Below are 21,191 nucleotides of genomic sequence, written 5' to 3'. Positions count from 1 at the left end.
CCGCGCCGGCCGCCCTCCGCGGCCGGCGCCCCCAACAACAACGAGCAAGGACGGACCATGGCCATGGAGTGGCAGGTCTTCTGCCAGGACACGATCGAGCGCACGGTCGTGGCCGGCTGCTTCGGCAGCGGCGGCGCCAGGGGCACCCAGACCTACCTGGACTGGCTGCTCCAGGCCTGGGGCCAGACGGTGATGGTGGCCGCGCTGTCGCTCGTGGTGGCGCTGGTGGTGGGGTCCATCATCGGCACCATCCGCACCCTGCCGGACAGCCCGATGGTGGTGCGCCTGGGCAACGTCTGGGTCGAGTTCTTCCGCAACATCCCGCTGCTGGTGCAGATCTTCCTCTGGTACCACGTGGTGCCGGTGCTGATCCCCGTGTTCGCCGACACGCCCAAGCTGCTGCTGGTGGTGATGGGCCTGGGCCTGTTCACCTCGGCGCGCATCGCCGAACAGGTGCGCGCGGGCATCCAGGCGCTGCCGCGCGGGCAGCGCTATGCCGGCATGGCGATGGGCTTCACGACGCCGCAGTACTACCGCTACGTGCTGCTGCCCATGGCCTTCCGCATCATCGTGCCGCCGCTGACCAGCGAGACGATGAACATCTTCAAGAACTCCTCGGTGGCGTTCGCGGTGTCGGTCACGGAACTGACCTTCTTCGCCCAGCAGGCCGGCGAGGAAACGTCGCGGGGCATCGAGGTCTACCTCGCCGTCACGGTGCTGTACGTGATCTCCGCCTTCGCCATCAACCGCGTGATGGCCTTCATCGAGAGGCGCGTGCGCGTGCCCGGCTTCGTGGCGAGCACGGGCGGGGGCCACTGAGATGCTGGACTTCAGCGTCTTCACCGCCGAGGTCTTCAAGGCCTACATCCTGCAGGGGCTGTACTTCAGCCTCGTGCTCACCGTGGTCGCGACGCTGGGCGGCATCGTGTTCGGCACCGTGCTGGCGCTGCTGCGCCTGTCCGGCATCAAGCCGCTGGAGCTGGTGGCGGCCACGTACGTCAACGGCATGCGTTCCATCCCGCTGCTGATGGTGCTGCTGTGGTTCTTCCTGATGGTGCCCTTCATCATCGGCCGGCCGATCGGCGCGGAGCTCACGGCGGTGATCACCTTCGTCGCCTTCGAGGCCGCCTACTTCAGCGAGATCGTGCGCGCCGGCATCCAGTCGATTTCGCGCGGGCAGGTCTATGCGGGGCAGGCCCTGGGCATGAGCTACGGGCAGAACATGCGGCTGGTGATCCTGCCGCAGGCCTTCCGCAACATGATCCCCGTGTTCCTCACGCAGACCATCATCCTGTTCCAGGACACGTCGCTGGTCTACATCATCACGGCGCACGACCTGCTGCACGGCTTCACGGTGGCCGGCAACAACCTGAGCCGGCCGCGCGAGTCGTACATCCTCGCCGCGGTCCTGTACTTCGTCATCTGCTTCAGCCTGTCGTGGATCGTCAAGCGCGTGCAGCAGAAGATCGCGATCATCCGATAGGAAAAGGGTCCGCCATGAGCGATATGCAACCGATGATCGACATCCGCAACGTGTCCAAGTGGTACGGGCCGGTGCAGGTGCTGAGCGACTGCACCGCGCGCATCGACAAGGGCGACGTGGTGGTGGTCTGCGGGCCCTCGGGTTCGGGCAAGTCCACGCTGATCAAGACCGTCAACGGGCTGGAGCCGATCCAGAAGGGCGAGATCTTCGTCAACGGGGTGCAGGTGAACGACCCGAAGACCAACCTGCCCAAGCTGCGCAGCCACGTGGGCATGGTGTTCCAGCACTTCGAGCTGTTCCCCCACCTGTCGGTGACGGAGAACCTGACCATCGCGCAGGTGAAGGTGCTCGGGCGCTCGCAGGACGAGGCGAAGGCCCGCGGCCTCAAGATGCTCGATCGCGTGGGCCTCATGGCGCACAAGGACAAGTACCCGGGCCAGCTCTCGGGCGGCCAGCAGCAGCGCGTGGCGATCGCCCGCGCGCTCTCGATGGACCCCTACGTGATGCTGTTCGACGAGCCCACCTCGGCGCTCGACCCCGAGATGGTCGGCGAAGTGCTCGACGTGATGATCGGCCTGGCCAAGGAAGGCATGACCATGATGGTGGTCACGCACGAGATGGGCTTCGCCCGCAAGGTGGCCAACCGCGTGATCTTCATGGATGTCGGCGGCCGGCTGCTGGAGGACTGCAGCAAGGACGAATTCTTCGGCAACATGGAAGCCCGCCAGCCGCGCACCAAGGACTTCCTCAACAAGATCCTGTCGCACTGAGCGGACGGGCGCGCGCGGGGCCGGCGGCGCAGCGGGGGCAATGCCCGATCACTTTGGTCTGTCCGCCGCGGCCGCGGGGACGCGCAGTGGGACAATCGCCGGATGTCCGAAACGCTCACCATCACCCGACCCGACGACTGGCACCTGCACGTGCGCGACGGCGCGGCCATGGCCTCGGTCGTGCGGCACTCCGCCGCGCAGTTCGGCCGCGCGCTGATCATGCCGAACCTGAAGCCGCCGATCATCACGGCGGCCATGGCCAACAACTACCGCGAGCGCATCCTCGCCGCCGTGCCCAAGGCCTTCGGGTTCCAGCCGCTGATGTCCCTGTACCTGACCGACAACCTGCCGCCCAGCGAGATCCCGCGCGCCAAGGCGGCGGGCGTGGTGGCGGTGAAGCTCTATCCCGCCGGCGCCACCACCAACAGCGACATGGGCGTGACCAACCTGCAGCGCACCTTCCACACGCTGGACATGATGCAGCGCGAAGGCATCCTGCTGCTGGTGCACGGCGAGGTGACGGACCCGGCGGTGGACGTCTTCGACCGCGAGGCCGTGTTCATCGACAAGGTGCTGATCCCGCTGCGGCGCGACTTCCCCGAGCTGAAGGTCGTGCTGGAACACATGACCACGCGCGAGGCCGTGCAGTACGTGGAGGAAGCGGACGCTCACATGGCCGGCACGATCACGGCGCACCACCTGCTGTACAACCGCAACGCTCTCTTCATGGGCGGCATCCGGCCGCACTACTACTGCCTGCCGATCCTCAAGCGCGAGGAGCACCGCCAGGCGCTGGTGGGCGCGGCCACCAGCGGCAACCCGAAGTTCTTCCTGGGCACGGACAGCGCGCCGCACGCCTCCGTGCTGAAGGAGCACGCCAGCGGCTGCGCGGGCTGCTACACCGCGTTCTCCGCGATGGAACTGTACGCCGAGGCCTTCGAGGCGGCCGGCGCGCTCGACAAGCTGGAAGGCTTCGCGAGCATCCACGGCGCCGACTTCTACGGCCTGCCGCGCAACGCCGGCACCCTCACGCTGAAGAAGCAGCCCTGGCAGGTTCCCGAGCAGCTGCCCTTCGGCGAGGCGCACGTGAAGCCGCTGCGCGCGGGTGAGATGCTCGCATGGCGGACGTTCGTCGAATGAGCGCCCGGGAAGCCCGCGCGGGGGATGCCGCGGCCATCCTGATCGACGCCGACAACCTGTCGCCGGCGGCCGTCGAACAGTGCTTCACCCACATGGCGCACCAGGGCTGGCGCGTGACGCTGCGCCGCGCCTACGGCGGCCACGAGAAGCTGGCCGGCATGAAGGACTGCCTGCTGCGCAACGGCGTGCGCTCGCTCGTGAACAACGGCAAGGGCACCACCGATGCGCTGCTGGTCGTCGACGCGATGGACCTGCTGCACGAGGGCCGCCTGCCGCCGGTGGTGGCGATCGCTTCCAGCGACGCCGATTTCGCCCCGCTCGCGGTGCGGCTGCGCGAGGGCGGCACCTGGGTGATCTGCTTCGCCCAGAGCGGCAAGTCGGCCGACGCCGACCTCACCCGCTGCTACGACCAGCTGATCGCGGTGGAAAGCGCCGGGGCGTCCGCCGAAGACCCCGCCCCCGCACCCCGGTCGGCGCCGGCGCCCGCGCGCGCCGCGCGCAAGGCGCCCGCGCGCAAGAAGGCCGCGCCGCCCCCGCCCGAGGATCCGGTGCGTGACGTGCTGGAGACGATAGCCGGCTTCCGCCAGGGACGCGAGATCGCGATGAACGAAGTCGTCAAGCGCCTGCGCGCCGCCGGCCTGATGGGCAAGAGCGCGACGGGCCCGGCCTTCCTGCGCAAGAACGCACCCTACGTGGAGCTCTCGCCCAACTACCTGCGCCTGAAGGACTGATGCAGGTCGACTGGGCCCGGCCCTGGTACGCGCCCTGGCGCCTGCCCGGCGAGGCCGTGGCGCAGGCGGTGGCGGGCGGCACGCCCCTGCACGAGGCGCTGGACGCCGCCGGCGGCGCGCCGGTGCGCTTCGTGCCGCAGGAGGCCTTGCCGCTCGGCACCCCCTACGAGCTTTTCGTCCGGGAGTCCGGCCAGTGCCCGGTGCGAGCCGGCCGGCACGACTTCTTCAACGGGCTGGTGTGGCTGGCGTTCCCGCGGGCGAAGGCCGCGCTCAACCGGCTGCAGGCGCAGGAGATCGCTCGCAGCGGCATCGCGCCGCGCCGCGGGCCGGTGCGCGACGCCATCACCGTGTTCGACGAGAACGGCGCGCTGCTGCAGGCGCCGCCCGCGCTGTGGCAGGCGCTGCGCGAGCGCGAATGGCGGCGCCTGTTCGTGGACCTGCGGCCGCTGTGGCGCGAGGCGCGGCTGGCGATCTTCGGCCACGCACTGCTGGAGCAGCTGGCCTCGCCCCGCAAGGCGCTCACCGCGCACGTGTGGTGCGCGGTGCCGGCGTTGCAGGCGGGGGAGGATCCCGATGCGTGGCTGGCCGCGCAATGCAGGCCGGAAGTACTCGCGGGCAAGCCCTTCACGCCGCTGCCGGTGCTGGGCGTGCCCGGCTGGTGCGCCGGAAGCGAGAACTTTTCCTTCTATGATGACTCTCTCGTATTCCGTCCACGCAAGACGCCAGAACGCATCACAACAACAACGTCCGCGGGCCCTGCGCGCTCTTGATTTGCGGCTGGTCCAGCCTCATGTCGGACGCGCTGGGTGAACGTGTTCCACCCTTCGGAGTCTTCCAAGCAATGAAACGCATCTTCCTGTTCGTGCTGACCAACCTTGCGGTGGTGGTGGTGCTGGGCGTGGTCGCCAGCCTCCTCGGCGTGAACCGATACCTCACCGCCAACGGCCTGAACCTGGGCGCGCTGCTGGTGTTCGCCCTCATCATGGGCTTCGGCGGCGCGATCATCTCGCTGCTGATCTCCAAGCCGGTGGCCAAGTGGAGCTCCGGCGTGCAGGTGATCTCCGGCACCGAAGGCCCGGATGAAGCCTGGATCGTCAACACGGTCCGCCGCTTCGCCGACCAGGCCGGCATCGGCATGCCCGAGGTCGGCATCTTCCCCGGCGACCCGAACGCCTTCGCCACCGGCGCCTTCAAGAACAGCGCGCTGGTCGCGGTGTCCACCGGGCTGCTGCAGGGCATGACGCGCGAGGAGGTCGAGGCCGTGATCGGCCACGAGGTGGCGCACATCGCCAACGGCGACATGGTGACCATGACGCTGATCCAGGGCGTGATGAACACCTTCGTGGTGTTCCTCTCGCGCGTGATCGGCTACCTGGTCGACGGCTGGTTGAGCCGCGGCGAGCAGCGCTCGGGCCCGGGCATCGGCTACATGATCACCACGATCGTGCTCGACATCCTGCTCGGTTTCCTGGCGGCGATCATCGTGGCCTGGTTCTCGCGGCAGCGCGAATTCCGCGCCGACAGCGGCTCCGCCCACCTGATGGGCCGCAAGCAGCCGATGATCAACGCGCTGGCGCGCCTGGGCGGCATGGTGCCGGGCGAACTGCCCAAGAGCATCCAGGCCTTCGGCATCACCTCCGGCGTGGGCAAGCTGTTCTCGACCCACCCGCCGATCGAGGAACGCATCGCGGCGCTGCAACGGGCCGCGTAACGGCGGAGCGGGCGGCGGCCTCAACAAGACCCAACAGCCGGACGCAGAGGACGCAAAGGGTACGCAGAGGACGCAGAAGAAAACTGGTGAAGGTATTTGGGGTCATTCCTTTTTCCTGATCTTTTTTGCGTCCTCTGCGTCCCCTTTGCGTCCTCTGCGTCCGGCTGTCCGGCATTTGCGGATGTCGGGGGATAATCGTTCCGTGAAGCAAGCCAGGCCGTCGCTGGTGCATTCGCCGAAAGGCCGCACTGGAGGAACGTCCGGACTGCACAGGGCAGCGTAGCAGGTAACACCTGTCCACCGCGAGGTGAGGATCAGAGCAACAGAGACGAGTCGGGATGCCGTCGCGGCGGCGAAAGCCGACGCAAAGCCCTCTACGAGGGCTGCGCGGAGCGGCGGCAGACCGGGTGAAACGGGCAATCTCTACGCGCAGCAATACCAAATAGGCCAGCACACGGAGGGCGGCATGCCGCCCTCCCGATCCCGTGGCCCGCGGGCAGCTGGCGGGTAGGTAGCACCGAGCCGGTGGGGCGACCCCCGGCCCAGATGAATGACGGTCACGCCCGGGCAACCGGGCGCACAGGATCCGGCGTATCGGCGGGCTTCACACTTTTTCTTCAGCGGCATGCCTGCGCATGCCCCTCCTTCAGGTCGCGCGAGCGCTGCGCCGTGTCGGGATGGCTGCTCAGGAGGTTCATCCAGGAGGGCGTCGCGGCCTTCTCCCCCTGCGCCTTGCCATGGATCCCGAGCAGCAGGTCCGCCATCGGCGCGGTGGGAACCTTCGCCTGCCGCATCAGCGCCGCGGCGAAGCAATCCGCTTCGGTCTCGTGGCTGCGCCGGTACGACAGGCCGGTGAGCAGCGAGGCGCCGGTCGAGACCAGCGTCGAGACGTCGCCCAGCGCCAGGCCCAGCCCGATGTTCAACACCCCCTGTTCCACGATCATGCGCGTGGTGTGCCGGTGCATGACATGCCCCATCTCGTGCGCCAGCACGCCGATCAGCGCATCGTCCGGCAGATTCTGGCGCGCGGCTTCCTGTACCAGCGCGTCGGTCATGACGATGGTGCCTCCCGGCAGGGCGAAGGCATTCGGCGGCAGGCCGGAGCGGAACTGCAGCACCAGCGGCGGCGCGTACGCGCGGTAGCGGCGCAGCGAAGGCGCGACCTGGCCGGCCAGGGCGTCGAAGCGCGCGCGCAGTTCGGCCTGGCGCTGCGCCGGCAATTTGCTCGGATGCAGCCAGGCGGAGTCCATGTCGGCCAGCACGCGCTGCGACAGGCTCTGCTCCCACGCGAGCGGCACCTGCCGTGTGAGCTGCGTGGCCGCCCAGGGCGTGCCCCAGCGATAGAACGCCAGCAGCGCACCCGCCGCCACGGCCAGCACCAGGAGCATCGCGCTCCAGCGCGTCTGCATGCGCTGCGCGAGGGGGACGCGGTGGCCGGCGGCCTGCAGCGCCGCATGCCAGCCGGCGGCATCTTCCACTTCGAGGCTGCCGTATTCGCGCAGGTCCACCACCAGCTTGCGCGGGGTGCGGCGGTCGCTCCAGGCCTCGGGCAGGTCGATCTCCCGCTCCAGCAGCGGCGGCGGCGCGGCGCCGCCGTCCAGGGGCTGCAATTCAAGCGTGGCCCCGCCGGTGCCCGGCGCGAGGCGCACCCGCACCTCGCGCGGCCGGCTGCTGCGTCCGTCGAACCAGGCACCGCGCAGGGTGGGCGCCATCAGCCGACCAGGCCCAGCCCCACCGCGTCCGCGATGGCGTCGCCCAGGCCCTGTTCCTCGCGCGCCAGCTGGCCCGCGAGCTGGTGGAGGCCGCCCTTGACGTGCAGCGTCACCGATTCGGACTTCATGCGGTATTCGCTGACCACCGCGAACGGACGGAAGAAGCCCAGGCTGAGGATCGTGAGCAGCACGTTGCGGATGCGTAGGCCCACGTAGCGGCGCGCCTGCAGCCGGCAGCGGAAGCGGGCCACCTGGCTGACGCCGATGTTGTTCCACACCAGCTGGAAGATGCGCGCCTCGCGGTAGGCGCGCGCGGGCGCCGACGCCAGGAACAGCAGCAGCACCGTGCCGATGCCGATCGCGATCGCCACCAGGATCGCGAGGAACCCCATTCCCCGCAGCTTCGGCAGGATGGCGAAGGAGCCACCCAGCGCCGCGGCGACCAGCGCGGCGATTACCAGCAGCGTGAGCAGGAACACGCCCAGGGTGGCGAGCCAGATCCGCACGAAGTCGCCGAACACCGGCTTCCAGCGCCCGGGCTGGCCGCCGATGCGCCCGCGCAGCACCAGCAGGCTCTTGTAGTTGTATTCCAGGCGCATCAGGCACCACACCGAGACGGCCACTGCCGCCGCGGAGGTGGCCAGCAGGACCGGTACGGACGCCGCCCTGCGGGTCGCCGGCGACAGGCCTTCGGGCACCAGCGCGCCCGCGAGCAGCATGGCCGCCGTCCAGGCCAGGGCCATCGCGAACAGCGGCCAGCTCGCGCGGTACACCTCGCCCCAGCCGGCGGTGAACTGCAGGCGCACGCCGCGCCAGCGCGTGGCGTTGAGGCGGAAGCGCATGGCGCTGCCCCAGAAGTACGGTGCCAGCGCCGCGCCGCCAAACGTCATCAGCGCGACGACCGTGTCCTGCCCGGTCTGCGACGCGGTCTTGAAGGCGGCATAGAGCGCGACCAGCAGCACGAAGCCGATCACCATCTTGCGCTGCTGCGCGGTGAATTCGAGCGGGCTGCTCGCCACCAGGGTGTGGCCGTAGAAATACTGCGCGGTGCGCCGGCGGGCGAAGGGCGTGTAGAAGCCGAGCGTCACCACCGAGAGCAGCACGTTGACGATCCAGACGCGGAAGTACTCGCCGCCGCTGCCGGTGAATTCCACCGCGTGCTTGTCGATGCCGGGCCTCTGGCCCGGGGTGCCGTTGTCGTCCGCCATGAGCCCTCCCGCCGCGAGGGCCAGTGTAGCCCGCGCCCGTTCAGCCGGCCAGTTGCAGGGCCTCGATGCGTTGCACGTGCGCCAGCAGCGAGCGCTTGGCCATCGGCCACATGCGGGGCGGCACGTCGGCGTAGGCGAGTTCCACCCAGTCGTCCAGCGTGCCGCCGGGCCGCTGGCGCATGGCGGCCACCACGCGCGATTCGCGCTGCAGGCGGTGCGCCTTGAGCATCTCGATGGCCCTGCGTGCCGGGCCCAGCACGTGGCCGTGCGCGGGCAGGATGAACTCGATGCCGTAGGTGTCGCAGGCCGCGATCAGGCGGTCCAGCGAGTCGATGTAGGCCGTCATGTCGCCGTCGGGCGGATCGACGACCGTGGTGCTGCCATTGAGCACGTGGTCGCCGGACAGCAGCAGCCCGTCTTCCAGCAGCACCAGGCAGACGTGGTTCGCGGCATGCCCCGGAGTGTGGATGGCGCGCAGGCTGTGCTGCCGACCCGCGCCGGAAACGACCAGGGTCTCGCCATCGGCGAGCACGCAGTCGGGCGTGAATTCGCTGGCGGCGCGCGCCGTGGGTGCGGAGGGCAGGCCGAAGATCGGCGGCGGCCTGTTGCACATGGCCTGCAGGGGACGGGCGCCGGGCGAGTGGTCCGGATGCGAGTGCGTGCACACGATCAGGCGGATGTCGCCGCCGGCGGCACGCCAGATCCGCTGCTGGTGCTCGGGCTCGTCCGGGCCGGGATCGATCACGATGTAGCCGGTGTCCGGGTCGCCCACGACATAGCTGTTGGTGCCGGGCCCGGTCATCACGCCGGGATTGGGCGCGGTGACGCGGGTGACGTTCTTCAGCAGCGGCACGGGATCGTCGGTGCGCCAGTCCAGGTGGTGCAGCAGCTGGCCGTCGGGGCACACCAGCGCCAGCTCGCCGTACGGCATCTCGTGTTCCATGAAGCGCGCCTCGGCGCCCTGCACGAGGCCGGCGCGGGGGCAACTGGTCCACAGCGGCTGTTCGCCCGCGCAGGCGGCCAGCACCGCGTCCACCGTGTGGTACGGGCGCAGGCGCTCCAGCGTGCGGATCGTGGGGAAGATCATGAAGAACTGGCCGGCCTGGTGGCGCTCCAGCGCGTCGGCCGGGCGCACCCACACCGGCTCGAACTGCTCCGCCTCGTCGGCCACGGGCGTCTGGCCGGCGGGCATGCGCGCGACGAGGAAGGGCACGTCGAAGCGCCGCGGCAGGTCGCGGTCCGTGATCCAGTGGGCGAGCAGGTAGACCTGGTCGGCTGCCAGCACCAGGCCTTGCGCGCGGCACTGCGGCAAGAGCGGCGCGTGCCGGGCCAGGCCGGCGACTTCGTGCGGGCCGACGGCGCGCCCGTCGGCATGCCGGGCGAGCAGCACGCCCAGCTCCTCGAAGCTTTCGCGGATCGCGGCGACGGCCTGCGTCAGGCGTTCGTCGGACTGGGTGGGCCGGCGCGCCGCCAGGTCGTGCGCCTGCGCATCGCCGGCGTCGATGCCGCCGCCTGGGAAGACGTAGGCGCCGGGGGCGAAGCTCGCCGTGGCGGAGCGTCGCGTCATCAGCACCTCCAGGCCCGCTTCGCCGTCGCGCAGCAGCAGGACGGTGGCCGCGGGGCGCGGCACTGCGGGTTCACGCTGAGGGTGCAGAAGCTGGCTGGCTCGTACCATGCCGGCGATTACATCACGGAGGTGTCTGTGAACCCGTCCCGCCGGATATTCGCTGGCCTGGCCCTGCTGCTGGCCTGCGCCGCCCTGCCCCTCCAAGCCCAGACCGGCGACTGGCCCAAGCGCCAGCCGATCCGGCTGGTGGCGGTCTTCCCGCCCGGAGGCTCGGTGGACCAGGTCGCGCGCATCCTCGCGCTGCAGCTGACCCAGCAGCTGGGGCAGACGGTGATCGTGGAGAACAAGGTGGGCGCCTCCGGCTCGATCGGCACGCATGCCGTCGTCACGGCGCCGCCGGACGGCTACACCTACGCGGTGGTGTTCGACACCCACGGCGTCAATCCCAGCCTGATCCCGAACCTGCCGTACGACACGCGCCGGGACATCGCGCCGGTGATCCTGATCGGCACCGCGCCGATGGTGATCGCGACGCAGGCCGGCTCCGAGTACAAGACCTTCGCCGACGTGGTGGCGGCGGCGAAGGCGAAGAAGAACGTGAACTTCGGCACCGTGGGCTCGGGCAGCCTGGGCCACCTGGCGATGGCCCTGCTGGCGAAGAACGGCGGCCTGGAGATGACGCATGTGCCCTACAAGGGCGGCGGTCCGCTGATGCAGGATGCGGTGGCCGGCCACGTGCCGCTGTCGATCGCCACCATCGTGGTGACCAAGCCGCACATCGACAGCAAGCGGCTGCGGCCGCTGGCCGTCACGACCAGCAAGCGCGCGCCCGATTTGCCCGAGGTGCCCACGATCGCGGAGAGCGGCTTCGCGGGCTTCGACGCGCCGGCCTGGTGGGGCGTGCTCACGTCCGCGAAGGTGCCGCCCGAGATCGTGCGGCGCATGAACGAGGAGATCAACAAGGCCCTGCAGGTGCCCGAGATCGCCGGCAAGCTGCGCGGCCAGGGCATGACCCTGGTGGGCGGCACGCCCGAAGCCGCCACCGCCTTCATCGACAAGCAGATCGATACGTGGGCGCAGGTGGTGAAGGAAAACAACATCAAGCCGGAATAGCTGGCGGCGAGCCGGCAAGCCCTGGATCCCCGCCTGCGCGGGGATGACGGAGGATCAGTCCTCCGGCGTCACCCCCAGCGCCAGCAGGAAGCGCGCGACCATGTTGTAGGTCGCGATCGCGGCCGTGATCTCCACCACTTCGGTGGTCTCGAAGCGCTCCTGCATCGCCGCGAACAGCGCGTCGTCGACCTTCACGTCGCGCGTCATCTGGAGCGCGTAGCGGGCGACCAGCGCCTCGTCGCCGGCAAGCCCTGGCGGCTCGCCCTTCGTGCCCGTGCGAACGTACGCCTGCAGCGCATCGAGCGCCGCCTGCGTGCCCCCGGCCGCGAGGTAGTCCGGCGCGTGGTGGTGGTATTCGTAGTGCGCGCCGGTGGCGAGGGCCACCGTGCAGATCCCGAGTTCGCGCAGCTGCCGGCTCGCGCCCAGGCCGGTGCGCACTGCCTTCAGGTAGGTGTTCCAGCCGCGCGCCAGCGGCTCGCTCCAGAGCAGGGCGCGGTCCAGGTTCAGCAGCGTGCCGCCCCGGCGCTCGAGGATGGCCTGCACCAGGTCCTGCGGCTGCGGCTTGCGTTCGGGGGTCCAGTCGGGGATGCGCATGTCTGGCTCTCTTTCGAAGGGAAGGCCGGAGGATAATCGCCGCATGCGCATCCGCTTCACCAAGATGCAAGGGGCCGGCAACGATTTCGTCGTGCTCGACGAGACGCGCCAGCGCCTGAACCTCACGCCGGCCCAGTACCGGCAGCTGGCCGACCGGCACTTCGGCGTCGGCGCCGACCAGGTCCTGATCGTGCGGCCTTCGCCCGCGCCCGGGGTCGACTTCGAATACGTGATCCACAACGCCGACGGCGGCCAGGTGGAGCAGTGCGGCAACGGCGCCCGCTGCTTCGCCCGCTACGTCGCCGACAAGGGCCTGGCCCATGGCGACCGCATCCGCGTGCAGACCCTCTCGGGCGTGATCGAGCCGCGGCTCAACGCCGACGGCCGCGTGACGGTGGAAATGGGTGCGCCCATCTTCGATGCGCAGGCGGTGCCGTTCGACGCGGCGGGCCTGAGCCCGCACCGCGAAGGCCACTGGCAGCTGTGGCACCTGGCGCTGGAAGTCGATGCCGAATCGGCCATCGTGCCGGTGGCCGTGCTCTCGATGGGCAACCCGCACGCGGTGCAGGAAGTGGCGGACGTGGAACAGGCGCCGGTGCGCACGCAAGGCCCCGCCATCGAGCTGCATCCGCGCTTCCCCAAGCGCGTGAACGCCGGCTTCATGCAGGTGGTGGACCGCGGCCGCATCAAGCTGCGCGTGTGGGAGCGCGGCGCCGGCGAGACGCTCGCCTGCGGCACGGGTGCTTGCGCCGCCGTGGTCGCTGGCATCCGGCTGGGGCGGCTGGACGCGCGCGTGGACGTGGAGACGCGCGGCGGCCTGCTCACGATCGAATGGGCCGGCGGCGACGCGCCGGTCTACATGACGGGACCGGCCGTGACGGTCTTCGAAGGCGAAATCGAACTGCAGGACTGAGATGGGCAACGAAGATCCAATGAACCCGATCACGGAAGACGACATCGCCAACTGGCTGGCCAACAACCCGGCGTTCTTCGAGCGCCATGCCCAGTTGCTGGCGAGCGTGCAGCTCACCAGCCCGCACGGCAACCGCGCGGTGAGCCTGCAGGAGCGGCAGGCCGAGATGCTGCGCGACAAGATCAAGGCGCTGGAGCACCGCATCATGGACATGGTGCGGCACGGCAACGAGAACATGGTCATTTCGGAGCGGGTGCACCGCTGGGCCCGCGCGCTGCTGCTGGTGACCTCCTCGCGCGCGCTGCCCGCCACGCTGGTGGCCGAACTGCAGGCCCTGTTCATGGTGCCGCAGGTGGCGCTGAAGGTGTGGGACGTGGACGAGCGCTACCGCGAGGAGCCGTTCGCGCAGGGCGTGAGCGAGGACGCCAGGGCCTTCGCCACCTCGCTGCAGCAGCCGTATTGCGGCGTCGTTTCCGGCCTGGAGGCGGTCAGCTGGCTGGAGCAGCCGGACACCGCGATGTCGCTGGCGCTCGTCCCGCTGCGCGCGGGCGCGGTCAACGGCGTGGCGCCGGCCTTCGGCATGCTGGTGCTGGCCTCGCCGGACCCGCAGCGCTTCCAGTCCGGGATGGCCACGGACTTCCTGGAGCGCATCGCGGAACTCGCGAGCGCCGCGCTCTCGCGGCTGCGTCCGCGCTGATCGCCATGGACGAAAGCGGACTGGTCGAACGCTACCTCGAACACGTCCGCGTCGAAAAGCGGCTGGCCGCGCGCACGGTGGAGCTCTATGCGCTCGACCTGCACAAGCTCTCGGAGCACGCCGCCAAGGCGGGCATCGCGCTCACCCGGGTGCAGAACGCGCACGTGCGGCGCTGGGTCGCGCAGATGCACGGCGGCGGGCGCAGCGGGCGCGGCATCGCGCTGATCCTCTCCGGCTGGCGCGGCTTCTATGCGTGGCTCGGGCGGGAGCGACTCGTCGACAGCAACCCCGTGCAGGACGTGCGCGCGCCCAAGGTCGCCAAGCCCCTGCCCAAGGCCCTGAGCGTGGACGACGCGGTGCAGCTGGCGGAATTCACCGAGGACACTGGCGATGCCTGGCTCGAGGCGCGCGATGCCGCCATCGTCGAACTGCTCTATGGCTGCGGGCTGCGCGTGGGCGAGCTGGTCGGGCTCGACGCGCAGGCGAGCAAGGCGGCCAAGGGCTGGGTCGACCTGCAGGCGGGCGAGGCCCACGTGCTGGGCAAGGGCAGCAAGCGGCGCACGGTGCCGGTGGGCGCCAAGGCGCTTCAGGCCCTGCAGCTCTGGCTGGAGCAGCGTGGCGCGGGCCCTCATGCGGGCGAGGCGGCGCTTTTCATCGGCCGCAACGGCACGCGCCTGGGCGCGCAGGCTATCTGGGCGCGCCTGAAGCGCCGCAGCCTGCACGCGGGGCTGGCGACGCCGGTGCATCCGCACATGCTGCGGCATTCGTTCGCCAGCCACGTGCTGCAGTCCAGCGGGGACCTGCGGGCGGTGCAGGAACTGCTGGGGCACGCGAACATCGGGACGACGCAGGTGTACACGCGGCTGGATTTCCAGCACCTGGCGAAGGCGTACGACGCGGCGCATCCGCGGGCGAAGAGGAAGGCGTAGCGGTGCACGCATTGCTGGGGTTCGCGCGCTTCGCGGCTCACCGCCAGCCTACCGGGTGCGCCGGCCGCGGCTCGTCGCGCATGAATACCGGGTGCGCCGGCCGCGGCTGGTCGCGCATGAACATCGTAGGCGCCGGCCGCGGCTCGTAGCGCATGAATACCGGATCGGCGGGCCGCGACTCGTAGGCTGGCGGTGAGCGCCGAAGGCCGCGAACCCCAGCGTTTCTAGGCGACCCGCTCGCGCAGCGACCGCTTCATCACCTTCCCGTTCGCATTGCGGGGCAAGGGCTCCGCCAGCCAGCTCCACTCGTCGGGGGTCTTGTAGTCCGCCAGTTCCGCCCTGCAGCGCGCCACCAGCTCCTCCCGCAGCCGCTCGGTGTCCCTCGCGCCCGGCGCATACACGAAGGCATGGATCCGCTCGCCCAGCACCGGGCAGGGCACGCCCACGGTCGCGGCTTCCTGCACCGCCGGGTGCCCCAGCAGGCAGTTCTCCACTTCCACCGAGAACACCTTGTAGCCGCCCCGGTTGATCATGTCCTTCTTGCGGTCGTGCACGCGCAGGTAGCCTTGCGCGTCCATCGTGCCGATGTCGCCCGACTTCCAGTAGCCGGCCACGAAGCTGTCGGCGGTCGCCTTCGGGTTCTCCCAGTAGCGCGGCACCACCATCGGGCCGGCGATCCAGACCTCGCCGGGCGTGCCGCGCGCGACCTCGCGGCCGTCGTCGTCCATCACGCGGATGTCGGCGCAGGGCAGGGGCTTGCCCACGGCTTCCAGCACCTGGGAGCCGGGCGGCGTCATCGTGGCGGGCGAGGAGGTTTCGGTGGAACCGTAGGCGTTGAAGAGGCGGATGCCGGGGCAGCTGGCGCGCAGGCCCTCGATCGTGGCGGGCGCCATCGGCGCCCCGCCGAAGCCCGCCAGGCGCAGCGAAGAGAGGTCCGTCTCCCGCAGCGCCGGCTCGCGCAGCCACAGCGCGTACATGGCGGGCACCATCAGCGTGTACGTCACGCGTTCGCGCGCGACCAGCGCCAGCGAGGCGGCCGCCTTGAAGTCCGCCAGCAGCACCACGCTGCCGGCCACGCCCGCCATCGCCAGGACCAGCGCGACCAGCCCCGTGACGTGCGAGCCGGGCACCGCGAGCAGGCCGCATTCCCCCGCGCGCAAGCCGAGGCCATGGCGGTAGTGCAGCACCGAGTGGATCAGGTTGAAGTGCGTCAGCACCGCCCCCTTGGGCGCCCCCGTCGTGCCGGAGGTGTAGAGGATCACCGCCGCCTCTTCCTCGCCCGGGGCCGCGTCGGCGAAGTCCGCGCTGCGCTGGTCCAGCAGGGCCTCCCAGCGCAGCCAGCCGTCGCTCGCGCTCGCGCCCGGCAGGCACACCCGCTGCAGCGGCTCGCCATCCGCGAGGGCCGGCGGCACCAGCATCATCATCACGGGGTCCGCGATCACCACCGAGGCGCGGCACTGGTTCAGGATGAACGCGATGCCGGGGCCCGCCTCGCGCATGCTCACCGGCACCAGCACGGCGCCGAGCCGCAGCACGGCGTGGGTGGCGACGACGAACTCGGCGCGGTTCGGCGCCAGCAGCACGACGCGGTCCCCCGTCTTCACGCCGAGCCCGCGCAGGCCAAGGGCGAGGCGCGTGCTGGCGTCGCGCAGCGCCTGCCAGCTCCAGCGGCGCTCGCCGTCGACCAGCGCGAGGGCCTGGGGATCCTGCGCCTCGGCGGCGGCGAGCATGGCAGGCAGGTGGGCGGGGCGCTCGGCGAAGCAGCGCAGCACGCGCTCGCCGAAATGGCGCTCCTGGCGCAGGTGTACTTCGGGCCAGTCGTTGCGGTTCATGCGGACACCGGAGCGGCAAGGTTGGCGCCGCGCTCGATCACGACCTCGTCGTCGAGCAGCCGGCGCGAGTGGTTCAGGTCGGACTGGCTGAGGATCACCGTGAGGCCCGACCCGCGCAGCTGGCCGACCACCTCGGACAGGCGTTGCGACAGCGCCGGAGCCACGCCCTCGAACGGCTCGTCCAGCAGCAGCACTCGCGTGCCCACCGCCAGCGCGCGCCCCAGCGCCACCAGCTTCTGCTGGCCGCCGGAGAGCAGCAGCGCCTTGCGTTCGCGCATGTCCTCGAGTTCGGGCAGGATGCCGTAGACGAAATCCAGGCGCTGCCGCAGGTCGAGCGCGTTCGTGACCCACAGCGGCAGGCAGATGTTTTCCTCCACCGTGAGTTCCGGCACGAGGCCGCGGTCCTCGGGCATGTAGCCGATGCCCAGCGCCGCCCGCCGGTGCGGCGCCTGGGCGGCGAGATCCGCGCCATCCATGGCCAGGCTGCCCGCCAGCAGCGGCAGGTGGCCCATGATGGTCCGCATCACCGTGGTCTTGCCGGCGCCGTTGCGGCCGATCAGGCCCACCATCGTGCCCGGCGCCACGTGCAGCGAGAAGCCGCGCAGCACCTCCACGTTCTGGATCGCGACGCGCGCATCGGCGATGCGGATCATGCTGCCGCCCCTTGCGCTGCGGGGGCGGAGCCGGTGACGTAACGCTGCACTTCCGGATCCTCCAGCACGTCGTGCGGCGCGCCGTCGGCGATGATGCGGCCGCCCGCGAAGGCGGCGACGCGGCTCGCGTAGCGGCGCACGATGTCCATGTCGTGCTCCACGAAGACCACCGTCACGGGCGAGCGGTCCTGGTGGCTTTCGATGGCGCGCACCACGGTGTCCATGGTGGCGAACTTCTCGTCGGCGCTGACGCCGCTGGTGGGCTCGTCCAGCAGCAGCAGGCGCGGGTGGCCGGTGAGCGCCATGGCGATGTCCAGCAGCTTGCGCACGCCGCCGGGCAGTTCGCGCACCGGTCGTGCCGCATGGGCCGCGAGGCCGAAGCCGCGCAGCAGCTCCTGCGAGCGCTCCAGCGACGCGGCATCGTGCGCGGGCCGCAGGAAGTGCGCGTGGCCGCGGCTGGAGTGCAGCGCCGTGAGCATGTTGTCCAGCACCGTCATGTGCAGGCACAGCTGCGGGATCTGGAACGAGCGCGCGACGCCGCGCCGCGTGATCTCGCGCGGCGAGCGCTGCGTGACGTCCTCGCCGGCCAGCACGATCGTCCCCGACGTGGGCTTCAGGTAGCCGGTGACCATGTTGACGAAGGTGGTCTTGCCCGCGCCGTTGCTGCCGATCAGGCACAGGCGCTCGCCGGCGTGCACGTCGAGGCTGATGTCGCCGGCGGCGACCACGGCGCCGAACATGCGCTGCAGCTTGCGCGCGGACAGCACCGGGCCGGTGGGGTCCTGCACGGGGGGAGTCGATGTCATGCGGCCCTCCGCCGCAGCGCGGGCAGGCGCCCGAGCAGCGAGCCCAGGCCATCGGGCAGGAAGCGGATCACCAGCAGCAGGAACAGGCCCAGGGCGAGCTGCCAGGTGTTCGGGAAGTAGGCGCTGGAGAACGAGCGCACCAGTTCCAGCAGCAGCGAGCTCGCGAGCACCGCGATCACGCTGTGGTGGCCGGCCAGGATCGCGACGAACACGAATTCGCCCGAGGTCGTCCAGTAGCTGAAGTTCGGGTCGATGTGCCCCAGCGCCAGCACCGCCAGCGCGCCGCCGACGCCACCCAGGGCCGCGGCGACGATGTAGTTGACCGCGACGATCTGCGGCACGGAGGTCCCCAGGTATTCCACGCGCAGTTCGTTCTCCCGCACCCCGAGCGACAGCAGCCCGCGCTGCGAGTCGAAGTAGACGCGCATCAGGCCGGCCAGCCCGCAGGCGATCGCCGCCGTGACGGCCCACAGCACGTAGTGCGCGGCGGCATCCGGGGGCTTCCAGCCGAAGAGGGTGGCGCGGCCCACGTTGAAGCCGTCGGAGCCGCCGAGGGCCTCGGTCTTCATCAACAGGCCGTACAGCACCATGGACAGGGCCAGCGTCAGCATCGCGAAGAAGATGCCGCGGTAGCGCGCCAGCAGCGGCGCGAAGGGCGCGGCGACCGCGCAACCGGCGACGCCGCCCAGCGTGGCGAGCAGCACGATGTCCGTGATGCCGGCCTTGTTGAACACGAGCGCGGCCGCGTAGCCGCCGGCGGCGAACACCAGCCCCTGGCCGAAGGGCACGGCGCCGCAGCGCATCATGACCACGATGCCGAGCGACACCAGCCCGTTGGCCAGCGCCAGCGTGGCCAGCGAGGTGAGCCAGCGCGGGGCGAGCGCGCCGGCCACCAGCAGGCCCACCAGGCCGAAGGCCGTGGCGAGGGCGGTGCGTTGGAGCGAAGTGGCCTGCATGGCGTCTCAGATCTTGCGCGCCTGCACGCGCTGGAACACGCCCTCGGGGCGGAACACGAGGATCACGGCCATCACGATGTAGATGCTGAAAAGCTCCGCCGCCGGCCACAGGTGCACCGACGCGGCGCGCGCGAGCCCCACCACCACGGCGCCGAGGGCGGCGCCCTCGATGCTGCCCAGGCCGCCGATGATCACGACCGCGAAGCTCACCACGATGACGCCCACGCTCAGGCCCGGCTGCACCGAGATCATCGGCGCGGTGAGCGCGCCCCCGAGCGCGGCGAGGAACACCCCCACCACGAACGCGCCCGTGTACACGCGCGAGACGTTCACGCCCATGCTCGCGGCCATCTCCGCGTTGTGGATCACCGCCGTGACGATCTTGCCCTGGCGCGTGCGGTTCAACACCCACCAGCACAGGCCGCCCGCCGCGAGCGCCACCCCGACCAGCATCAGGTCGTAGCCGGCGTAGGCGATCGGCCCGAGCTGCAGGTTGCCGAAGGCCTGGTAGGTGTCGGCGGCGTAGTAGGGGTTCACGCCCCACAGCAGCTTGGTCACGTCTTCCAGGATCAGGAACAGGGCGTACGTGACCAGCACCAGCAGCACTTCGTCGCGGTGGTAGAACATGCGCAGCAGGCCGCGCTCGGTCAGCGGCGCCAGCACCGCGGCGACGCCGGCCGCCGCGAGCACCAGCGCGCCCACGCTGAGCGCCGGCGAGAACTTCATGGAGACCAGCCACGCGACCAGGCTCGCGCCGGCGTAAGCGCCCACGGCATAGAAGCTGCCGTGCGCGATGTTCAGGATCTTGAGCACCCCGAACACCAGCGTGAGCCCCAGCGCGACGATGAACAGCCAGGCCGCGTAGGTGAGGCCGTCGAACAGGATCGTCGCGGCCAGGTTCACTCCTTGCCAGCCCCCCGGCCACTTGGCGGGAGCGGCGCTCGCAGTCGCACGGGCGAACCAGGTGCCACCGCGGAACCGGCTTTGCCGGGCCGCTGGTGGCGCCCCCTTGAGGGGGAGGCGCCGAAGGCGCTTCGGGGGAGGGCCTTGACTAGCACTTGGCGCCCGGCATGCCGGCTTTCAGCCAGTCCTCGCTCTTCATGTTGGCCGGCGGGTTGACGCATTCGGCCGGGAAGCGCTGGATGTCCTCCAGCACCACCATCTTCCGGCCCGCGTCCCAGCGGGTGCGGCCGATCGCCGTCTCCTGGATCGCCTGATGGCCGTCGCCCAGCACCATGCGGATCGAGCCGGCGGGCGACTCCCACTGCATGCCCTTGAGCGCCGCCGCGAGCTGCTCCGGTGTCGGCTTCTTGCCGCCGTTGGCCGCCATCGCCTTCTCCGCCGCGAGCTTCAGGCCCAGCAGCGCCTGCGCCATGCGGTACGGGGCCTGCACGGGGTACACGTTGTAGGCCTTGGAGTAGAGGTCCCACCACCAGTCGTTCAGCCCGGACTTGGGGGACATCAGGCCGTAGGCGCCACGCGCACCGAGGATGGCGCCATTGGGCATCTTCTCGCCCAGGCCGGGCAGGACGTGGTCCGCCGCCGAGAACACCGGGGTCTGCTTCTGGAACACGCCGCGCGCGCCGGCCTGCAGGATGAAGGCCTGCAGGTCGCCGCCCCACAGGCTGGAATGCACGATGTCCGCGGGCTTGGACAGCAGCGCCGAAACCTCGGTGCCGTACTGGCCGGCGCCGAACTTGGGCAGCAGGTCGGCGTCGTACTTCGCGTCCTTGTACAGCGTCTGCATCGCCAGGGTGAAGTCCTTGCGGCTGTCCTGGCCCCAGGCGTAGTCCTGGTTGATCATGTTGTAGGTGCCGACCTTGACGTTGCGCGACTTCAGGTAGCGTGCCAGCGCCACGTTGTCCATCGTCGCGTGGGCGGCCGTGCGGAACACGTAGTTGTACTTGCCGTCCTCGAAGATGCGCGGCGTGCCGCAGTCGTAGAGGATCAGGAACCTCTTCATCTCCTCGGCCACCGGCGCGACGGCCAGGCAGTCGCCGGAGCCGACGTAGCCCACCACCGCATCCACCTTCTCGCGCTCGTAGAGGTTGCGCAGTTCCTGCACCTGCTTGGTGGCGCCGCCGTTCTCGTCCACGTACACCGGCTCGATCTTCATGCCGCCGAAGCCGGTCTTGTTGTAAGGCGCGGGCGCCTTGCCGGCATTGAAGGCCTCGACCAGCACCTTGGCGCCGTTGACGGCGGGCACGCCGAAGCTTTCCGCGGCCTGGCCGGAGAGGAAGCTCACGATGCCGACCTTGAACGTTTCCTGCGCGAGCGCGGGTGCCGCGGCAAGGGCCAGCACGGCGCCGGCAACGAGCGGACGGAGGATGGACGGGGCGGGAGGGGCCATGCGCGGGTCTCCTGGTTGGGGCGAAC

At 70.5% G+C, this 21,191-nt stretch carries 21 protein-coding genes and 1 other RNA gene; 12 read left to right on the top strand and 10 right to left on the bottom strand.

Annotated features, from left to right (window positions below; genetic code table 11):
• Positions 1 to 57 precede the first annotated feature (57 nt).
• The 8 genes from WG923_RS01805 (at position 58) to rnpB (ending at position 6,445) form a co-directional block, all read left to right on the top strand.
• Positions 58 to 819 (top strand): amino acid ABC transporter permease, encoded by a 762-nt coding sequence (locus tag WG923_RS01805; RefSeq protein WP_340349194.1) that lies wholly within the window; start codon positions 58 to 60, stop codon positions 817 to 819.
• A gap of 1 nt (position 820) precedes the next feature.
• On the top strand, positions 821 to 1,483 hold the full coding sequence (locus tag WG923_RS01800) for an amino acid ABC transporter permease (RefSeq protein WP_340349193.1): 663 nt from the start codon (positions 821 to 823) through the stop codon (positions 1,481 to 1,483).
• 32 nt (positions 1,484 to 1,515) lie between these two features.
• Positions 1,516 to 2,253 carry an amino acid ABC transporter ATP-binding protein gene (locus WG923_RS01795; protein ID WP_340349335.1) on the top strand — a complete coding sequence of 246 codons (738 nt, stop codon included), beginning with the start codon at positions 1,516 to 1,518 and terminating at the stop codon, positions 2,251 to 2,253.
• A 102-nt stretch (positions 2,254 to 2,355) separates the two neighbouring features.
• On the top strand, positions 2,356 to 3,393 hold the full coding sequence (gene pyrC / locus WG923_RS01790) for a dihydroorotase (RefSeq protein ID WP_340349192.1): 1,038 nt from the start codon (positions 2,356 to 2,358) through the stop codon (positions 3,391 to 3,393).
• Complete coding sequence (locus WG923_RS01785; protein WP_340349191.1) at positions 3,390 to 4,124, top strand: NYN domain-containing protein; 735 nt, start codon at positions 3,390 to 3,392, stop codon at positions 4,122 to 4,124. The genes pyrC and WG923_RS01785 overlap by 4 nt, the downstream gene beginning before the upstream one ends.
• The gene (locus WG923_RS01780; RefSeq protein ID WP_340349190.1) at positions 4,124 to 4,894 is read left to right on the top strand and encodes a DUF3025 domain-containing protein; all 771 of its coding nucleotides are present in this window, start codon (positions 4,124 to 4,126) and stop codon (positions 4,892 to 4,894) included. Before WG923_RS01785 ends, WG923_RS01780 begins: the two co-directional genes overlap by 1 nt.
• A gap of 71 nt (positions 4,895 to 4,965) precedes the next feature.
• On the top strand, positions 4,966 to 5,835 hold the full coding sequence (gene htpX / locus WG923_RS01775; RefSeq protein WP_340349189.1) for a protease HtpX: 870 nt from the start codon (positions 4,966 to 4,968) through the stop codon (positions 5,833 to 5,835).
• A gap of 204 nt (positions 5,836 to 6,039) precedes the next feature.
• An RNA gene (rnpB, locus tag WG923_RS01770) (RNase P RNA component class A) lies at positions 6,040 to 6,445 on the top strand.
• Between the two features lie 7 nt (positions 6,446 to 6,452).
• Here the strand turns inward: rnpB and WG923_RS01765 are convergent.
• The 3 genes from WG923_RS01765 to WG923_RS01755 are packed head-to-tail and all read right to left on the bottom strand — an operon-like array spanning position 6,453 to position 10,430.
• Positions 6,453 to 7,547 (bottom strand): M48 family metallopeptidase, encoded by a 1,095-nt coding sequence (locus tag WG923_RS01765; protein WP_340349188.1) that lies wholly within the window; start codon positions 7,545 to 7,547, stop codon positions 6,453 to 6,455.
• The gene (locus WG923_RS01760; protein ID WP_340349187.1) at positions 7,547 to 8,755 is read right to left on the bottom strand and encodes a YjgN family protein; all 1,209 of its coding nucleotides are present in this window, start codon (positions 8,753 to 8,755) and stop codon (positions 7,547 to 7,549) included. The genes WG923_RS01765 and WG923_RS01760 overlap by 1 nt, the downstream gene beginning before the upstream one ends.
• A gap of 40 nt (positions 8,756 to 8,795) precedes the next feature.
• A complete protein-coding gene (locus WG923_RS01755; RefSeq protein ID WP_340349186.1) occupies positions 8,796 to 10,430 on the bottom strand; it encodes an MBL fold metallo-hydrolase in 1,635 nt (544 codons plus the stop codon).
• 27 nt (positions 10,431 to 10,457) lie between these two features.
• Here WG923_RS01755 and WG923_RS01750 point away from each other — a divergent pair, with 27 nt between their 5' ends.
• The gene (locus tag WG923_RS01750; protein ID WP_340349185.1) at positions 10,458 to 11,435 is read left to right on the top strand and encodes a tripartite tricarboxylate transporter substrate binding protein; all 978 of its coding nucleotides are present in this window, start codon (positions 10,458 to 10,460) and stop codon (positions 11,433 to 11,435) included.
• Positions 11,436 to 11,489: 54 nt separating this feature from the next.
• Here WG923_RS01750 and WG923_RS01745 read toward each other — a convergent pair whose 3' ends face one another.
• Complete coding sequence (locus WG923_RS01745) at positions 11,490 to 12,029, bottom strand: carboxymuconolactone decarboxylase family protein (RefSeq protein ID WP_340349184.1); 540 nt, start codon at positions 12,027 to 12,029, stop codon at positions 11,490 to 11,492.
• A 43-nt stretch (positions 12,030 to 12,072) separates the two neighbouring features.
• On the opposite strand from WG923_RS01745, the gene dapF reads away from it, so the two are divergent.
• From dapF to WG923_RS01730, 3 genes are read left to right on the top strand one after another with little or no spacing between them, the layout of a single operon-like run.
• Positions 12,073 to 12,942, top strand: a complete 870-nt coding sequence (gene dapF, locus WG923_RS01740) for a diaminopimelate epimerase (RefSeq protein ID WP_340349183.1) — start codon at positions 12,073 to 12,075, stop codon at positions 12,940 to 12,942.
• Positions 12,943 to 12,961: 19 nt separating this feature from the next.
• A complete protein-coding gene (locus WG923_RS01735) occupies positions 12,962 to 13,639 on the top strand; it encodes a DUF484 family protein (RefSeq protein WP_340349182.1) in 678 nt (225 codons plus the stop codon).
• Positions 13,640 to 13,644: 5 nt separating this feature from the next.
• On the top strand, positions 13,645 to 14,568 hold the full coding sequence (locus WG923_RS01730; RefSeq protein WP_340349181.1) for a tyrosine recombinase XerC: 924 nt from the start codon (positions 13,645 to 13,647) through the stop codon (positions 14,566 to 14,568).
• A gap of 224 nt (positions 14,569 to 14,792) precedes the next feature.
• On the opposite strand, the gene WG923_RS01725 is transcribed toward WG923_RS01730, so the two are convergent.
• The 6 genes from WG923_RS01725 to WG923_RS01700 form a co-directional block, all read right to left on the bottom strand.
• Positions 14,793 to 16,400, bottom strand: a complete 1,608-nt coding sequence (locus tag WG923_RS01725; RefSeq protein ID WP_340349180.1) for a class I adenylate-forming enzyme family protein — start codon at positions 16,398 to 16,400, stop codon at positions 14,793 to 14,795.
• Positions 16,397 to 17,053 carry an ABC transporter ATP-binding protein gene (locus WG923_RS01720; protein ID WP_340349179.1) on the bottom strand — a complete coding sequence of 219 codons (657 nt, stop codon included), beginning with the start codon at positions 17,051 to 17,053 and terminating at the stop codon, positions 16,397 to 16,399. The genes WG923_RS01725 and WG923_RS01720 overlap by 4 nt, the downstream gene beginning before the upstream one ends.
• A complete protein-coding gene (locus WG923_RS01715) occupies positions 17,050 to 17,859 on the bottom strand; it encodes an ABC transporter ATP-binding protein (RefSeq protein ID WP_340349178.1) in 810 nt (269 codons plus the stop codon). The genes WG923_RS01720 and WG923_RS01715 overlap by 4 nt, the downstream gene beginning before the upstream one ends.
• Positions 17,856 to 18,815 (bottom strand): branched-chain amino acid ABC transporter permease, encoded by a 960-nt coding sequence (locus tag WG923_RS01710; RefSeq protein ID WP_340349177.1) that lies wholly within the window; start codon positions 18,813 to 18,815, stop codon positions 17,856 to 17,858. The genes WG923_RS01715 and WG923_RS01710 overlap by 4 nt, the downstream gene beginning before the upstream one ends.
• 6 nt (positions 18,816 to 18,821) lie before the next feature.
• Complete coding sequence (locus tag WG923_RS01705; protein ID WP_340349176.1) at positions 18,822 to 19,718, bottom strand: branched-chain amino acid ABC transporter permease; 897 nt, start codon at positions 19,716 to 19,718, stop codon at positions 18,822 to 18,824.
• A 148-nt stretch (positions 19,719 to 19,866) separates the two neighbouring features.
• Positions 19,867 to 21,165, bottom strand: a complete 1,299-nt coding sequence (locus tag WG923_RS01700) for an ABC transporter substrate-binding protein (protein WP_340349175.1) — start codon at positions 21,163 to 21,165, stop codon at positions 19,867 to 19,869.
• Positions 21,166 to 21,191 lie beyond the last annotated feature (26 nt).

The organism is Ramlibacter sp. AN1133, from assembly GCF_037890035.1.
GTDB lineage: Bacteria > Pseudomonadota > Gammaproteobacteria > Burkholderiales > Burkholderiaceae_C > Ramlibacter.
This window is presented reverse-complemented; position numbering and strand designations above follow the sequence as displayed.

Bases quoted from the DNA above. Each gene is read 5' to 3' on its own strand.
- dapF (WP_340349183.1), top strand. From the start codon at position 12,073: ATGCGCATCCGCTTCACCAAGATGCAAGGGGCCGGCAACGATTTCGTC.
- WG923_RS01765 (WP_340349188.1), bottom strand. From the start codon at position 7,547: ATGGCGCCCACCCTGCGCGGTGCCTGGTTCGACGGACGCAGCAGCCGG.
- htpX (WP_340349189.1), top strand. From the start codon at position 4,966: ATGAAACGCATCTTCCTGTTCGTGCTGACCAACCTTGCGGTGGTGGTG.
- WG923_RS01710 (WP_340349177.1), bottom strand. From the start codon at position 18,815: ATGCAGGCCACTTCGCTCCAACGCACCGCCCTCGCCACGGCCTTCGGC.
- WG923_RS01800 (WP_340349193.1), top strand. From the start codon at position 821: ATGCTGGACTTCAGCGTCTTCACCGCCGAGGTCTTCAAGGCCTACATC.
- WG923_RS01720 (WP_340349179.1), bottom strand. From the start codon at position 17,053: ATGATCCGCATCGCCGATGCGCGCGTCGCGATCCAGAACGTGGAGGTG.
- WG923_RS01735 (WP_340349182.1), top strand. From the start codon at position 12,962: ATGAACCCGATCACGGAAGACGACATCGCCAACTGGCTGGCCAACAAC.
- pyrC (WP_340349192.1), top strand. From the start codon at position 2,356: ATGTCCGAAACGCTCACCATCACCCGACCCGACGACTGGCACCTGCAC.
- WG923_RS01805 (WP_340349194.1), top strand. From the start codon at position 58: ATGGCCATGGAGTGGCAGGTCTTCTGCCAGGACACGATCGAGCGCACG.
- WG923_RS01730 (WP_340349181.1), top strand. From the start codon at position 13,645: ATGGACGAAAGCGGACTGGTCGAACGCTACCTCGAACACGTCCGCGTC.
- WG923_RS01715 (WP_340349178.1), bottom strand. From the start codon at position 17,859: ATGACATCGACTCCCCCCGTGCAGGACCCCACCGGCCCGGTGCTGTCC.
- WG923_RS01760 (WP_340349187.1), bottom strand. From the start codon at position 8,755: ATGGCGGACGACAACGGCACCCCGGGCCAGAGGCCCGGCATCGACAAG.
- WG923_RS01755 (WP_340349186.1), bottom strand. From the start codon at position 10,430: ATGGTACGAGCCAGCCAGCTTCTGCACCCTCAGCGTGAACCCGCAGTG.
- WG923_RS01725 (WP_340349180.1), bottom strand. From the start codon at position 16,400: ATGAACCGCAACGACTGGCCCGAAGTACACCTGCGCCAGGAGCGCCAT.
- WG923_RS01780 (WP_340349190.1), top strand. From the start codon at position 4,124: ATGCAGGTCGACTGGGCCCGGCCCTGGTACGCGCCCTGGCGCCTGCCC.
- WG923_RS01700 (WP_340349175.1), bottom strand. From the start codon at position 21,165: ATGGCCCCTCCCGCCCCGTCCATCCTCCGTCCGCTCGTTGCCGGCGCC.
- WG923_RS01785 (WP_340349191.1), top strand. From the start codon at position 3,390: ATGAGCGCCCGGGAAGCCCGCGCGGGGGATGCCGCGGCCATCCTGATC.
- WG923_RS01745 (WP_340349184.1), bottom strand. From the start codon at position 12,029: ATGCGCATCCCCGACTGGACCCCCGAACGCAAGCCGCAGCCGCAGGAC.
- WG923_RS01795 (WP_340349335.1), top strand. From the start codon at position 1,516: ATGATCGACATCCGCAACGTGTCCAAGTGGTACGGGCCGGTGCAGGTG.